The sequence below is a fragment of the Tsukamurella conjunctivitidis genome, from assembly GCF_007858475.1.
Taxonomy (GTDB): Bacteria; Actinomycetota; Actinomycetes; order Mycobacteriales; family Mycobacteriaceae; genus Tsukamurella; species Tsukamurella conjunctivitidis.
This window is the reverse complement of record NZ_VIGX01000003.1, coordinates 46,604-61,559: the sequence shown is the minus strand read 5'-3', so window position 1 is coordinate 61,559 and position 14,956 is coordinate 46,604. Positions and strand designations below refer to the sequence as shown.

The window sequence follows — 14,956 nt, the reverse complement described above, 5'->3', positions numbered from 1 at the left end:
GGTCCGTCCGCCGCCGTCAGGCGACCGCGGGTGCGAGGCGCTTGATCATCGGCGTCAGCGCCACCACGACCAGGCCGATGCCGATGGCGGTGCCGCCCAGCACCAGGAAGTACGGCGCCTCGTCGTTCTGGTCGTAGAACGTCGCCAGGCGGCCGGCCAGGGCGGTGCCCAGGCTGATCGACAGGAAGTTCAGGGCCACCATCTGTGTGGCGAAGGCGCGCGGGGCCAGCTTCGTCGAGACGCTGAGGCCGACGGGCGAGATGCACAGCTCCGCGAGCGCGAAGATGAGCATGATCCCGAGGAGGCCGATCAGCGGTGCGGTGTTCACGCCCGCGGGCATGAGCAGGAAGGCGAGGAAGGCGACGCCGATGCCCATGGTGCCGATGGCGAACTTGATCGGCGTGCTGGGCTGGCGCGTGCCGAGCTTCGTCCACAGCGCGGCGAAGACGGGCGCGAAGAGCAGGATGTACACGGGGTCCACGGACTGGATCCAGGAGGCGGGGAACTCCCAGCCGCCGAGGCTGCGGTCGAGGCGCTCGTCGGCGTAGACGGCGACGAAGGTGAACATCTGCTGGAACAACGCCCAGAACGCGACCTGGGACAGGAACAGCGGGATGAAGGCCTTGACGCCGTTGCGCTCGGCGGCGTCGACCCGGTTGCTGCCGAGGAGGAAGACGAAGTAGGCCACGGAGATGACGGCGACCGTGATGATGACGGCGTCGACCAGGTTCTTCGCGGTGATCACGCCGAACAGGATCAGTGAGACGAAGATCGCGATCGCGACCGCGGCAGCGGCGCCCACCCGCTGGATGTCGCTGCGGGAGGCCGGGTTCGGTACCTCCTGGCTGATCCGGGGCAGCATCTTGCGGGTGAGCGCGTATTGCAGGAGGCCCAGCGCCATGCCGACCGCCGCGAGGCCGAAACCCCAGTGGAAGCCGACGTTGTCCTGCAGGTAACCGGTCAGCAGCGGGCCGATGAAGGCGCCCAGGTTCACGCCCATGTAGAAGAGTGAGAAGCCGGCGTCGCGGCGGGTGTCGCCGTCGGGGTAGAGGTCGCCCACGACCTTGGTGGCGTTGCCCTTCACACCGCCGGAACCGACCGCCACGAGCACGAGGCCGATCGCGACGCCCGCCGCGCCGGGGATGAGCGCGAGTGCGATGTGGCCGGCCATCACCAGGCAGGCGGAGTAGAAGAGGGTGCGTTCCGCGCCGAGGAGGCGGTCCGACACCCAGGCGCCGGCGATCGTCGAGAGGTAGACGAAGCCGCCGTAGGCGCCGACGATGCCGAGCGAGGTGGTCTTGTCGAACCCGAGGCCGCCCTCGGATGCCGAGTAGTACAGGTAGTACGCGAGGATCGCCTGCATCCCGTAGAAGGAGAAGCGCTCCCACATCTCGACGCCGAACAGGTTCACCAGCGGCCAGGGATGTCCGAAGAAGCGGGTGTCGGGTTTGTAACCGGGGGTGGTGGTCATTCGTTGATGTAACCATGCGCGGGCCGCCGGGCGTGGCAGCTCAGCGCAGGAGTCGCTCGGCGTCCGGCTGGTAGGCGTGTGCGGCCCACTCCCGCGGGGTGGTGCCGTGCCTCCCGTCGACGACGGTGCGGTCGGCCCCGGCGTCGAGCAGCGTGCGGATCAGGTCGAGGTCGCCCGCCCAGGCGGCGTGATGCAGCGGCGTCGCGCCCGCCTCGTCCCGCGCGTTCGGATCGTCGGGGAGGGTCGGGACGGTGACCGTCACGCCCGAGACGTCGATGCCGTGCTCGGCGAGGAGGTGCAAGCGCTCGGTGAAGCCGTGCTGCGCGGCCCACTCGACCTGACGCCGCCACACTTGCTCGCGGTCCTCGGTCTCGGCGCCCTCCCGTGTGTCCCACGGGCCGGGCCCGGCGTCGGCGAGCCCGTGCGCGAAGAGCAGTTCCAGGTGCGCGTCGTCGGGACGGAACATCCTGTTGTACAGCGTCTGCTGGTCGACGGGGTGCGCGCCGCGGTTCAGCAGCAGGGTCGCCAGCTCGTCGCAGCGGGTGTGCCGGGGCTCCCGGCCCGCGCCCTGCTCGCCCTCGCCGAAGACCCCGGTCAGCGCGGTGAACGGGGTGGGCAGGCCGGAGTGCAGGAAGCCGGTGTTCGGGTCGGCGCCCGCGTCGAGGAGCAGGGCCGCGGCCTCCAGGGCGTTGTCCTGTGCGCCGGGGAGCGGGAGCCGTGAGTAACAGAGATAGGTGAGCGGATGCCAGCCGAACGGGCCGCCGGCGGAGGCGGCGAGCGACGGATCGTCGTGCAGGTGCGCGGTGAGCGCATCCGAGTCGCCCGCGGTGGCCGCCGCCCAGATGCTGCGGTCGACGATGCCGGGGTCGCGCGCGAGCAGGTCGGCGGCCTCGCGCCAGCGGGGCGGCTCGTCCGACGGGCCGTAGCGCAGACTGGCCAGCGAGCAGAACAGGTCCTCCGGGGCGAGCGCGGACTCGTCGACCGCGCACGGGTCCACGGTCAGTTCCGTGTTCGACGCGCCGGGGGAGCCGCTGCGTGCCCGGTCCGCCATGATGCCTCCGCCCCTCGTCGATCGCTCAGCGCAGCAGGTTGGTCCTGGCGACCTGCTCGCGCAGGAAGTGGAACTGGGTGTCCAGGCTCGCCTGGAGGTCGCGCAGCTCGTCGGCGTGGTGCTGGAAGCGCAGCGCGTCGGCCTCGTTCCCGACGGCGTCGCGGTACAGCTGATCCAGCAGTTCGCGGTGCGCGCTGCTGTTCGTGCGGTCGAGGATCTGCAGGTCGCCGAGGAGCCGCTCGACGGGGCGCAGCTCGCCCAGGTACTCGGCGAGTGCGGCGACGTGGTCGCGCAGCGCGTTCTCGGCCATGCGTGCGGCGTGCGTGTACTCGTCGACGTGGTCCGCGAGGGCCTGCGTGACGGGAGATTCGCCCGACGGCCGCGGGGTGTCGGTGCGCATGCGCCACACCCGGTGGGCGCGGTGGCTGATGTCCTGCAGCGTGGCGTCCAGGTTGATGCGGACGCGGTGCTGGTCGAGGATCGGGTTGTTCCACGCGGGGGAGCGGCGGATCTCCTCGGTGAGCAGGACCGCGACGCCGAGGAGCCGGGTCTCCACGCGGGTCTGGCCCGGTTCGGCGTCGGGGTTGTAGGCGGGCGTGCGCTCGGCCCGGAACGGCCACGGGTTCGCGTCGAGACGCGCCTGCTCCCGCTCGGCGATCCGGCTCCGGTACTGCGCCAGCCGCCAGAAGTGGAACCCGGCGACGCCGACTGCCGCGAGGAGGAAGACCACGATCGCGGGGATCCCGGCCGTCGCGACCACGCTGCTGACCACGAGCGCGCCGATCACGACGACGATGGCGGCGCCCTTCTTGATCTGGGGCGGCGGCCCGTACTGCAGGTGCGCGAGGTAGCCGGGGGTGTTGCTCGCGGTATACCGCCGGTAGGCGTCGTCGATCGCAGTCGCGCGCAGGTTCTGCAGGTAGTGGGCGGCGTCGTGCGCCGCGGCCTGCGCCTGCTCCCGCCCGACCGGGACCGCGTCCGCCGCCGTGGTCACCCGTTGGGCGATCTCCTGGGGCACCGTCTCCGCCATCTCGAACCTCCTCCAGAGCCCTACCTCGAATGTACCGAGAATCCAAGGATGAGCGCCGCGGCGACCGTGACAGAGCCGTGTGATTTCCGCCGGAGCCATGGTGGGCACCGGAGACTGACGCTGCAGTGACGACCGCCCCGGCCGCCGCGGTGCGGCGACCGGGACGTGTCCGCTACTTCAGGGCGACGGTCGCGCCACCGGAGAACATCGAATCGTGCAGCTCGACGGTGGCGGGTGCGGCGTCCTTGGGCATGTCGAAGACGACCTTGATCTGCACCGTGTTGCCCGGGTTGATGTTGTCCCACACCGGCACGTCGGAGTCGCCGAGCGCGATCTGCGCCATGGAGTCCGACTCGAACGAGCGACCCTGCGCGTCCTTCACCTTCTGCGACGACGGGCTGAAGTCCTGCGGCTTGGTGCCGATGTTCTTCACGGTCATCGCGACGATCACGAACTGGCCCTGCGCCTTCTTCGCCAGGTACGGGTTGTCGCCCACCTCGGCGAGCCCGGTCTGGACGCCCGTGACGACGAACTCGAACTTGCCGTCGCGGACGGGGGTGTTCAGGCCGGCGGCCTTCGGATCCGACTTCGAGGTGGCGGCGGCGGTGGTGTTGCCGGCGGCGGTCGCCTCGTCCTTGTCGCCGCCGCCGGTCGCGACGGAGACGACCACCAGGAAGGCGATCACCGCGAGCACGATCCACGGCCACTTGCGCTTCTTCTTGGCCGGGGGAGGCGGCGGGGTGCCGTACTGCGCGGGCTGGCCGGGGTACTGCTGTCCGGCGTAGGGCTGACCGGGCTGCTCGGGCCGGCCGGGCTGCAGCGGGAAGGGCTGCTGAGACATGACGAATCCTCGATTCTTGGGATCGGTGAAGTCGACGGGAGGCGGGAAGTGCCTTACGTCGTGAGTGGAGCCCTCGGCTCCGGTGGATCAGGTCGACGGTGCGCGGACTGCACCCGTCAGAAGTGGTGACTGTTAGTTCACGTCAGAATGCTTGTGCATGCGGTCATTTCATCCTCCCCAGGACCTGATGGAGGAAGCATCGCACCGACCACTGACAAGTTCTTCGGCAGCCGGCGACCGCACGTCAGGAGCCCGTCGACCGCGTTGTCGCCGTTGATCCGACGGCGGTCGCGCGTGCGCGCCGACCGTCAGCGAGAGTGTGGGCCCCGGATCGTGTCGCCACGGTCGAGTTCGAAGCATTCCGTGGCGCCGTCTCGGCCGTGGGCGGTATTGGACGCCGCGCTTCCGAACATGGCGAGTGGAGGTCTACGTGGTACTGGAACCCGCGCACCCCCCGCCAGCGCCCGCGTCCCGGACGTCGTGGTGGTTCAGCCGCTCGGCCTTGGTCCCCCGTGCTCGACCCCATTGCTGCGGTGTCGGCTCGGGCGGAGGAGGTACTCAGTCGACCGTGGTGACGCCCAGAGCCGTCAGTGCTGCGGTGTACTTGGCCCGCAATCGAGCCTGGGTCGCGGGATCGAGCAGCGCAAGCCGCGCCGGATCGGTGTTGTCGGCGATGTCGGCCCGCTTGACCGCCAGCGCGATCGGATCCGTGCGGATCGCGGCGTAGTACTCGTCGCTCGGCACCTCGTCCCGACGGGTGAGCAGTGCGACGGCGTGCACGACGGACGCCGGGATCCCGGCGTCGACGAGGTCTCGCGCAGTCACCGACGTGTCCTCCAGCACGTCGTGCAGCAGTGCCGCTGCGCGGTTCTCCGGAGTCTGCGGCGCGACCAGGCTCGCCACCCTGCGCGGGTGGGTGATGTAGTCGTTCCCGGCCTTGTCCGTCTGACCTGCATGCGCGGTTTCCGCGACGGAATCGGCGATCGCATCGATTGTCATGTCCTACCTCCTGGTGCCCATGGTGGCACCGGTCGCTGACAGGTAGGTCGCGCGCAGCGCGGTGATCAGCTCGCTTTCGCCGTCTCCAGCGGCGCGAACGGATCGGCGGGGAGGTCGAGGTGCTCGCGCAGCGTGGTGCCCGTGTACTCCCGGCGGAACAGGCCGCGTCGCTGCAGCTCGGGGACCACGAAGTCGACGAAGTCGTTGAACGTGCCGGGCGAACTGGCGGCGGAGAGGATGTACCCGTCGGCCTCTCCGCCGGTGAACCCCTCCTCGATCTGGTCCGCGATGTCCGAGGCGGTCCCGACGAACTGCGGGAGCAGTACCCCCTGCGCGTACAGCTTGCCGATGTCGCGCAGCGTCAGGTTGTCGCGCTCGGACAGGCGCCGGGCCACGTCGAACAGGCCCTGCGTTCCGCTGACCGTGACGTCCTCCACCGGCTTGTCGAGGTCGTACTGCGAGAAGTCGTGATCGGTGTGGACGGACAGGGTGATCAGTCCGGAGATCGGATCGGCCAGATCGTTGTGGAAGGCCTGCTTCTCGCGCGCGATCGACTCCGTCTCACCCACGAACGGGATGAAGGACGGGAAGATCTTCACGTGGTCGGGGTTCCGGCCGAAGTTCGTCGCTCGCGACTTCACGTCGTCGTAGTACGCGCGCCTGCCCTCGGGCGTCGGATCGATCTCGAAGATCGCCTCGGCCCACTTCGCCGCGAAGTCCTTGCCCCGGCCCGATGATCCGGCCTGGATCAGCACCGGCCTTCCCTGCGGGGAACGCGGCGTCGGCAGCGGCCCGCGCGTGCGGAAGTGCTCGGACCGCCGATCGACGGCGCGGATCCGCGTCGGATCGGCGAAGACGCCGGATTCCTTGTCCTGTACCAGCGCATCCGGCTCCCATGACGCCCACAGGTCGACGGCCGTCTCCACGAACTGCTGCGCTCGCACGTACCGCAGGTCGTGTTCGAGGTGCTCGTCATGACCGAAGTTGAGGGCCTCCGACTGGCTGAGCGACGTCACGATGTTCCACGCGATCCGCCCGCGAGTGACGTGGTCGAGGCTGGAGAAGATCCGCGCGAGCTCGAACGGATGGAAATAGGTGGTGGACTTGGTGATCGCGATCCCGAGCCGCGAGGTGACGGCGCCGATCGACGCCGCCACGATCGACGGATCGAGCGTCGCGGAGGCCTGGGTCCCTCGGCGCAAGGATTCGTCGATGTCGTTCCCGAACCTCGTAGGCACGGAGAGCAGGTCCGCGAAGAACAAGAAGTCGAACCTGCCACGCTCCAGGATCCGCCCGATCCGGTGGTAGTACTCCGGCGTGAGGAACGCCGGATCGGATGCCGGATGGCGCCACGCGGCGTGCGAATGTGTGACGTGCGAGGCGATCTGGAAACCACCGAGGTGGAGCTGGCGGGTCATGGCGTTCCTTTCATCGGGCGGTTGCCTGCAGTCTTCGGGCCGCCGATGCCGCGCGGAACCCTTGGGATCCCCGTGCATGGAAGTGGCTCGCCCGCAGCTGCGGTGGCACCCGCCCGCCGCTACCGCGGTCGCCCGCCGCCCGGCGGCGGCCCGGGCATGCTCGGGGCCGTCGGTTCCGTCCGGGTGTCCACGCCGACGGGGAGCGACACCCGGTACCCGGCCTTCACATCACCGGTGACGGTGGCCAGTTGGTGCGCGGCACCGTCCTCGCCGAAGATGCCGTCGGAGGTCAGCGACACTCGGCTCAGAGTCCTGGTGGACGATTCGTATCCGGCGGTGGCGTAGACGGCGTCGCACACGTCCTTCGGGAACGCCAGCTGCGAGGTGGCGATCGCCCTCGTGGCATCGGTGATGTCCGCGCGGTCGCGGTAGACCTCGAAATGGATGTGCGGCCAACGGCCCTCGTAACAGGCGGGGAAGATGCTCGTGAACCGAACGACACCGGCGCCGTCGGCGATCTGCACGCCGCGCAGGTAGTTCTGATCGGTCGCGCCCTCGGTGTACAGCGAGTAGCGGCCCTCGCGGTCGCAGTGCCAGACGTACACCGCCACGCCGGCGAAGGGCACGCCGCCGTTCGCGAGGTCGCGCACCGTCAGCTCCAGGTCGATCGGGACGCCCTCGGCGGTCCCGCGCATCTCGCCGAAGCTGGACCGGATGTCGCTCCGAACCACGCCCTCGAGATCCAGAACGTCGGGTCCGTTCGACCCGTCGCCGGGGTACGGGCCGGCGGTCTCGTCGGGGATCTCCGCCAGGGCCGTCGCGGTGCCGGCCGCCGACGATGTCGCGGACGCCGACGAGGACGAGGCCCCGGACGTCGTGTTCGCGTTCGTCCCGCACGCGGCCAACCCGAGCCCGAGAGTGCCGATCCCGAGCATCGAGAGCATCCGCCGGCGGCTGGTCAGGGTTCCGAGGTCGAAGCCGAGTCCCTGATCGACGACCTCCTCGTCCGGTCGGGGTAGGGCGCGTCCCTGGTACGTGCGGCGCATGACGTTCCTTTCGGGCGGGGCCGATCCCCGCGTCGAAATGAACGCTAACGACCGTTTCGTCCCGGCGTCTCCGATGTCGCTGTGAACCCGCTGGGAGCCCGAAGATGTCAGACCTCGGCGATAGCGTGCGGGCATCGTCGAAGGGGGAGCGATGTCGGACCTGCAGCCACTGCTCACCGCGCAGATCGTCCCGCCCGAGCGGGCGGCGGACTACCTGCGCGCGATGGACGTCGAGGTCGATGACCTCTACGCCGCGGTCGCCGAGGGGGTGCGCTGCGCGGAGGAGCTCGATCACTTCGCCCCGCCCACGGCGCCGGGGCTCGTGCGCTGGATCGGTGTGGTCGCCGCGCTGCGCCGCCGACTCGCAGCCACGGAGCGCTGGTTCCCGGACGATCGTCGCGGCCAGCCGATCAGCCGACACCTCGAGAGCGGCCGCACCCTCGCCGTCATGAGCGGTGACTGGGCCACGGGTAGTCCGCTGTCGGCGTTCGGCCCGCACACCGCCCGGCGCAAAGGGCGCGCCACCGCCGATTCCTTCCGCCCCGACGAGGTGCTGTTCCCACTGTCCGACTTCGGCCCCGTCCAGCAGGCCGACGGTGCGCTGTCCGGCGCGTGGGTGCTCCTATACCGCACCGACGGTGAGGCGATCCATCTGGAGGTGTCGCAGCCCGCGGGGTTCGACTCCGACGCCGGACAGTTCACCGGGTGGGCGGTCCGGGTGATCCTCGACGACTGGTGGCCGGGGGAGCGCCGTCCGGCGAATGGTCTGGGGGCCGCCGTCGACCTGCGACTCGTCCGGTCGGTCGCCTGAGCGATCCCGGTGGGCTGGTCGAAACAGGGCCGCGCACCGTCGGACATGCGGTACGCATGGTCCATGCCTGAGCGGATCCTGCCCCTGACCTCCACCATGCAAGACGAGCACCTGTCGCTGGCGACGCTGCTCCGCCACGCCACCACCTGGTACGCGGACGCGGCCGAGGTGGCGACGTGGACACCCGAGAAGACCACCCGGATGAGCTTCGGCGAGATGGGGCGCGAGGCCGCCCGCCTCGCCAACGCCCTCAAGGCCCTCGGCGTGGTCCCGGGCGATCGCGTGGGCACCTTCCAGTGGAACAACAACGAGCACATGACCGCGTACGTCGCGATCCCGGCGATGGGCAGCGTGCTGCACACGATCAACATCCGGCTCTTCCCGGACCAGATCACCTACATCGCGAACCACGCCGCCGACCGCGTGATCATCGCCGACGGCAGCCTGATCCCGCAGCTCAACGCCGCGATCGGCGGGATGACGACGATCGAGCACGTGATCGTGGTGGACGGCGACAAGACCCTGGTCGAGGCACCGTCGGGCGTGCAGCTGCACGACTACCGCGACCTGTTGGACGCGCAGAGCGACGAATACGACTGGCCGGAGATCGACGAGCGCGCGGCCGCCGCGGCCTGCTACACCTCCGGCACCACGGGCGATCCCAAGGGCGTCATGTACAGCCACCGCAGCATCTGGCTGCACTCCACCGCGGTGTGCGCGAGCTACGGCCTCGGGATGGGCCCGAACGACACCGTGCTGCCGATCGTGCCGATGTTCCACGCGATGAGCTGGGGCACGCCCTTCGGCGCCCTGATGTCCGGCGCCTCGCTGATCCTCCCGGACCGCTACCTGCAGCCCGAGCCGATGGTCCGACTCCTCGCCGAGGAGAAGCCGACCATCTCCGCCGCGGTCCCGGCGGTGTGGATCGGCATCGTCAACCACCTGGACGCGCACCCGCAGGACATCACCCACCTGCGGCACATCGCCTGCGGCGGCTCCGCGGTCCCGCTGAGCCTGGCGAAGGCCCTGGACCGGCACGGCGTGCAGATCGTGCAGGCCTGGGGGATGACGGAGACCTCGCCGCTCGCCAGCATCGCGTGGCCGCCCCGCGGCGTCACGGGCGAGGACGCGTGGGCCTACCGGAACACACAGGGCCGGTTCTTCCCGGGCGTGCAGGGCAGGCTGGTCGACGACCTCGGCGAGGTCGTGCCGGCGGGCGGGGAAGCGCAGGGCGAGGTGCAGGTCCGGGGCCCGTGGGTGACCGGCAGCTACTACAGCCCGGAGGGGGCCGAACCGGTGGGCGCCGACAAGTTCGAGGGCGGATGGCTGCGCACCGGCGACATCGGCAAGCTGACCGCCGACGGCTACGTGACCCTCGTGGACCGCTCGAAGGACGTCATCAAGTCCGGCGGCGAGTGGATCAGCTCGGTCGAGCTGGAGAACGAGGTCATGGCGCACCCCGCGGTGCTCGAGGCGGTGGCGATCGGCGTGCCGGATCCGAAGTGGGACGAGCGTCCGCTGGTAGCGGTGGTCCTCCAGCCTGGCGCCACGGTCACCGTTGCTGAGCTGCGGGAACACCTCGCGGGCACGTTCGCGAAGTGGCAGATCCCCGACAATTGGGCGTTCATCGCCGAGGTGCCCAAGACGTCGGTCGGCAAGTTCGACAAGAAGGTTCTCCGCGCCCAGCACGCCACCGGCGACCTGTCCGTCGTCCACGAATAGAGACTCGGACGGGCGTGTCAGAACACCTGGGGTTGACACGATGATGCATTCTGAAAGGCATGCCCGAGCAGTCTCACGATCCGCGCTGGGTCGCCGCTGCTAATTGGGCGGCGGCCGGCGGGTTCGGCGTGGGCGCGATCGCCCAGCGCGAGGGGGTCACCCGGATCGACGCGCTGCTGGCGATCGCGGACGCATGGGCGCGATCGCCGGATCTGTTCACCCGGCCGCCGGCGGCGGTACCGCCGGTCGGCGTGGACCAGTGCCCCGAGTGCGGGATCTGGTTCTCCGACGTCGAGGCGCACCGGGTGGTGCACCGGCGGGGGCGTCAACGCCCCACGACGGCGCGGGCCCGGCGGGCGAGCAAGCAGCGGGTGGCCGAGCCCGCGCGGTCGACCGGTCGGCCCGTGCGTCCACGGGCGTCGCCGACGGCCCTGGAAGGCTCTCTCGAGCCCCCGCCGCCCGGCCGGGGTGTGCCACTGACCGAACTGCCGCCCGATGCGCCCTGGAGCAGCTGGGCGGAAGCCGCCAACTGGGCCGCGGCGAACGGCCTCGGGCCGAGCCGGCTCGCGGACCGGGTGGGCACCGACGCGGCGTCCGTGACCGTGGCGATCATCGACGCGTGGAGTCACGACCCGGCGGCGTTCACCGTGCCCTCGGCCGTCAACGCCCCCGGCGGCGCGCTCAAGCAGTGCCCGGCGTGCGGCCTGTGGTTCGCCAGCGTCGACAACCACGTCGCGGCGCACGGGCGGATCAGTGGACGGCGACGGGGCTCGGCCCGCACGCCGGCGCGCTGGGCCGCGCGCCCCGAGCACGACGGTCACGCCGCCCCACGCACCGCCTTCGAGCACGCGATGGAGCGCGAGGGCCTGCTCGATCACTATCTCGAGCTGCGGCGCTGCGTGCTCGAACACCTGAGCCCGGCCCAGTTCCGCACCCGGATCGACGCGACGGACCAACGGGTGGCCGAGCTGCTGGACCGCATGGCCGCCCACGACGACTACGCCGAGTCGTTGGGTGAGCTGCTGCGCTCGCACCGCGGACACCTGGAGGACGACGGCGACCGGGTGCAGTGCCACCTCTGCGGCCTGTGGGTGGCGTTGCTCACGCCCCATCTGGTGGCGCACCGGATCGACGCACCGGGCTACCGCGGACGGTTCGACCTTGCCGGCGACGACCCGCTGGCCTCCCGCAGCATGGTCCCGCCCCGTCCGCGGGCGCCCCGACGCGCCGCGCAGGACCGGCGCGCCGTGGAGGCCGGGACGGCGGTGACCGCGGCGCCCGCGTGACCGCTTGACCGGCTCGCATCGCCGTCGGCGGCCGGGGCGAGCACCGCCCGCACCCGAACATGTCGGCCCGCCGTCCTAATCTGGACGGGTGGCCGATCCGCAGAGTTACCGTCCCGCACCGGGCACCATTCCCCTGCAGCCCGGCGTGTACAAGTTCCGGGACAAGCACGGCCGCGTCATCTACGTGGGCAAGGCGAAGTCGCTGCGCAGCCGCCTCAACTCCTACTTCGCCGACGTCTACGGCCTGCACCCGCGCACCTACCAGATGGTCACCACCGCCGCGTCCGTCGAATGGACGGTCGTCGGCACCGAGGTGGAGGCGCTGCAGCTCGAGTACAACTGGATCAAGGAGTTCGACCCCCAGTTCAACGTCCGCTACCGGGACGACAAGACCTACCCGATGCTCGCGGTCACCCTGAACGAGGAGTACCCGCGGCTGTACGTCTACCGCGGCCCCCGGCGCAAGGGCGTGCGATATTTCGGCCCCTACAGCCACGCCTGGGCCATCCGCGAGACGCTCGACCTGCTGCTGCGCGTCTTCCCCGCCCGGACCTGTTCGGCGGGGGTCTTCAAGCGGCACAACCAGATGGGCCGCCCGTGCCTGCTGGGCTACATCGACAAATGCTCGGCGCCGTGCGTCGGGCGGGTCACGGCCGACCAGCACCGCGACATCGTGCTCGACTTCTGCGACTTCCTCGCGGGTAAGACCGACAACCTCATCAAGCAGCTCGAGAGCGACATGCTCGGCGCCAGCGAGGAGCTGGACTTCGAGCGCGCCGCGCGGCTGCGGGACGACGTCGCGGCCCTGCGCAAGGCCGTGGAGAAGCAGGCCGTCGTGCTCGGCGACGGTACCGACGCCGACGTCATCGCCTTCTCCGCCGACGATCTCGAGGCGGCGGTGCAGATCTTCCACGTCCGCGGCGGCCGGGTCCGCGGTCAACGGGGCTGGGTGGTGGAGAAGCCGGGCGATGCGGAGGGCAGCGAGAACGCCGACTTCATCGAGCAGTTCCTCACGCAGTTCTACGGCGAGGAGGCCGAGCGGGCGAAGCAGTCGGGCGCGGCCGCCGTGAACCCGGTCCCACGCGAGGTGCTCGTCCCGGTACTGCCGGACGACGCCGACGAGGTGCAGGAATGGCTCGAGGAGTTGCGTGGCGCCAAGGTCTCCCTGCGGGTCCCGCAGCGCGGCGACAAGCGCACGCTCATGGAGACCGTGGAGCGCAACGCCATCGAGGCGCTGCACCAGCACAAGCTCAAACGCTCCGGCGATCTCACGGCACGTTCGGCGGCGCTGCAGGGCCTGCAGGACGCCCTCGACCTCGACGAGGCGCCCCTGCGGATCGAGTGCGTCGACATCAGCCACATCCAGGGCTCCGACGTGGTGGCCTCGCTCGTGGTCTTCGAGGACGGCCTGGCGAAGAAGTCCGACTACCGGCACTACGGGATCAAGGAGGCCGCGGGCGACGGACACAGTGACGACGTCGCCTCGATCGCCGAGGTCACCCGTCGCCGCTTCCTCCGGCACCGCGCGGACGCACGAGCGGCCGACGGCGCGGGCTCACCCGAGGCCGGATCAACGGTCGTCGCCGGCGACAACGGGGGCGACCTCGCCGCCGACAACAACGGGGGCGACCTCGCCCCGGAGGCCGCCATCGACCCGCAGACCGGCCGCCCGCGCCGGTTCGCGTACCCGCCCAACCTCTTCGTGGTCGACGGTGGCGCGCCGCAGGCCGCCGCAGCCCAGGAGGTCCTGGACGAACTCGGCGTGACCGATGTGGCCGTGGTCGGCCTCGCGAAGCGACTCGAGGAGGTGTGGGTTCCCGGCGAGGAGGACCCCGTGATCCTGCCGCGCAGCTCGGACGCGTTGTTCCTGCTGCAACGCGTGCGCGACGAGGCGCACCGGTTCGCGATCTCCTTCCATCGCAACAAGCGCTCCAAGCGGATGACGGCGAGCGCGCTCGACGCGATCCCCGGGCTGGGGGACACCCGGAAGACCGCGCTCCTGCAGCACTTCGGCTCGGTCACCAAGCTCCGCGAGGCGAGTCTGGAGGAGATCGTGGAGGTCCCGGGAATCGGCCTGACCACCGCCCGCACCGTGCTCGACGGCCTGCGCACCGACGGCGCGTGACCGCGGCCGACGTGGTGGCGCAGGTCGCCCCCGTTCTCCTCTTCCTGCTCGCGATCACCGTCGTCGCCGAGATCGCCCAGCTGTCCGGGGTGTTCGACGCGATGGGGGTCCTCGCGGCCCGCCTGGGCCGCGGCAGCGTCCTCCTGATGTGGCTGGGCGTCGTGCTGCTCGCCTGCGTGGCGACGATCGTCCTCAGTCTCGACACCACCGCGGTGCTCCTCACCCCGGTGGTGCTCGCGGCCGCCGCACGCCTCGGAGTGGCGCCCCTGCCCTTCGCGATGACCACGGTGTGGCTCGCTAACACCGCGTCGCTGCTGCTGCCGGTCTCGAACCTGACGAACCTGCTCGCCGTCTACCACCTCGACGGGGGAGTGCGCGCCTACCTCGCGCTGTCCTGGCGCCCCGCCCTGGTCGCGATCGCCGTCACCGTCGTCGTGCTGTGGCTGCTGCACCGCCGGGACCTGCGCGGGCGGTACGACGTGCCGGAGTTCGAGCCCCCGCCGGACCGGGTCCTGTTCGGCGTCGCGGCGGCCGCCTGCCTCGCTCTGGGCCCGGCCTTCGCGCTCGGCGTCCCGCCCGCCGCAGCCGCGACCGTCTCCGCGGTCGTGCTGGTCGCAGTGGTTGCCGCCCGCGCGCCGCAGCGGCTCCGCGAGATCGTCGTGCCGTGGCGAATGGTCCTGCTCCTCGCGGCCGTCTTCGCCGCAGTGCAGGTGGCGCTCGCGGCGGGCCTCGAGGGTGTCCTGCGGGGTGTTGCGGGGACGGGCACCGCCCCGTCGGACCTGTTGCGCGTGGCGGGCGTCGGGGCTCTCACGGCGAACGGGGTGAACAACCTCCCCGCGTATCTCGCGCTCGAACCGGTCGCCGCCGGCGACCCGGTCCGGCTCATGGCACTCCTCATCGGGGTCGGCGTCGCCCCGATCGTGACGCTGTGGGCGTCCCTCGCGACGCTCCTCTGGCGGGAGCGGTGCCTGCGCGCGGGGGTGCGGATCGATGCCCGACGGTTCGCCGTCCACGGCCTGGTCCTGGCGGTTCCGGCGACCATTCTGGCCGTTCTCGTTCTCTGACGCGTCCGGTAACTCCGGACCGTTCCGCTCCGCCGATGCTTAGTGTAGCGTCGCCTTACTCTCGTCCGTCGTGAGTGATTTCGTTGCACAAG

At 70.7% G+C, this 14,956-nt stretch carries 12 protein-coding genes; 5 read left to right on the top strand and 7 right to left on the bottom strand.

Annotated features, from left to right (window positions below; translation table 11 throughout):
- Nucleotides 1-16 precede the first annotated feature (16 nt).
- The 7 genes from FK530_RS07335 to FK530_RS07305 all read right to left on the bottom strand — a co-directional run bounded on the left by FK530_RS07335 (nt 17) and on the right by FK530_RS07305 (nt 7,856).
- A complete protein-coding gene (locus FK530_RS07335; protein WP_146486385.1) occupies nt 17-1,471 on the bottom strand; it encodes a peptide MFS transporter in 1,455 nt (484 codons plus the stop codon).
- 40 nt (nt 1,472-1,511) lie between these two features.
- Nucleotides 1,512-2,522, bottom strand: coding sequence for an ankyrin repeat domain-containing protein (locus tag FK530_RS07330; protein ID WP_146486384.1), 1,011 nt, complete (start codon nt 2,520-2,522; stop codon nt 1,512-1,514).
- 25 nt (nt 2,523-2,547) lie between these two features.
- Nucleotides 2,548-3,552: a hypothetical protein gene (locus tag FK530_RS07325; RefSeq protein ID WP_146486383.1), complete on the bottom strand. Its 1,005-nt coding sequence runs from the start codon at nt 3,550-3,552 to the stop codon at nt 2,548-2,550.
- Between the two features lie 172 nt (nt 3,553-3,724).
- Entirely contained in the window at nt 3,725-4,393 is a 669-nt protein-coding gene (locus tag FK530_RS07320) for a DUF4352 domain-containing protein (RefSeq protein ID WP_146486382.1), read from the bottom strand.
- A 558-nt stretch (nt 4,394-4,951) separates the two neighbouring features.
- Nucleotides 4,952-5,392, bottom strand: a complete 441-nt coding sequence (locus tag FK530_RS07315; RefSeq protein ID WP_146486381.1) for an HD domain-containing protein — start codon at nt 5,390-5,392, stop codon at nt 4,952-4,954.
- A gap of 65 nt (nt 5,393-5,457) precedes the next feature.
- A complete protein-coding gene (locus tag FK530_RS07310) occupies nt 5,458-6,810 on the bottom strand; it encodes an LLM class flavin-dependent oxidoreductase (RefSeq protein WP_146486380.1) in 1,353 nt (450 codons plus the stop codon).
- A 119-nt stretch (nt 6,811-6,929) separates the two neighbouring features.
- Nucleotides 6,930-7,856 carry an intradiol ring-cleavage dioxygenase gene (locus FK530_RS07305; RefSeq protein WP_146486379.1) on the bottom strand — a complete coding sequence of 309 codons (927 nt, stop codon included), beginning with the start codon at nt 7,854-7,856 and terminating at the stop codon, nt 6,930-6,932.
- 151 nt (nt 7,857-8,007) lie between these two features.
- On the opposite strand from FK530_RS07305, the gene FK530_RS07300 reads away from it, so the two are divergent.
- The 5 genes from FK530_RS07300 to FK530_RS07280 all read left to right on the top strand — a co-directional run bounded on the left by FK530_RS07300 (nt 8,008) and on the right by FK530_RS07280 (nt 14,864).
- On the top strand, nt 8,008-8,667 hold the full coding sequence (locus tag FK530_RS07300) for a hypothetical protein (protein ID WP_146486378.1): 660 nt from the start codon (nt 8,008-8,010) through the stop codon (nt 8,665-8,667).
- A gap of 63 nt (nt 8,668-8,730) precedes the next feature.
- Entirely contained in the window at nt 8,731-10,389 is a 1,659-nt protein-coding gene (locus tag FK530_RS07295) for a long-chain fatty acid--CoA ligase (RefSeq protein ID WP_231706533.1), read from the top strand.
- 59 nt (nt 10,390-10,448) lie between these two features.
- Nucleotides 10,449-11,675 (top strand): hypothetical protein, encoded by a 1,227-nt coding sequence (locus tag FK530_RS07290; protein ID WP_146486376.1) that lies wholly within the window; start codon nt 10,449-10,451, stop codon nt 11,673-11,675.
- An 88-nt stretch (nt 11,676-11,763) separates the two neighbouring features.
- Complete coding sequence (uvrC, locus tag FK530_RS07285) at nt 11,764-13,800, top strand: excinuclease ABC subunit UvrC (protein ID WP_146486375.1); 2,037 nt, start codon at nt 11,764-11,766, stop codon at nt 13,798-13,800.
- Nucleotides 13,797-14,864, top strand: coding sequence for an SLC13 family permease (locus FK530_RS07280; RefSeq protein ID WP_146486374.1), 1,068 nt, complete (start codon nt 13,797-13,799; stop codon nt 14,862-14,864). The genes uvrC and FK530_RS07280 overlap by 4 nt, the downstream gene beginning before the upstream one ends.
- Nucleotides 14,865-14,956: the final 92 nt, after the last annotated feature.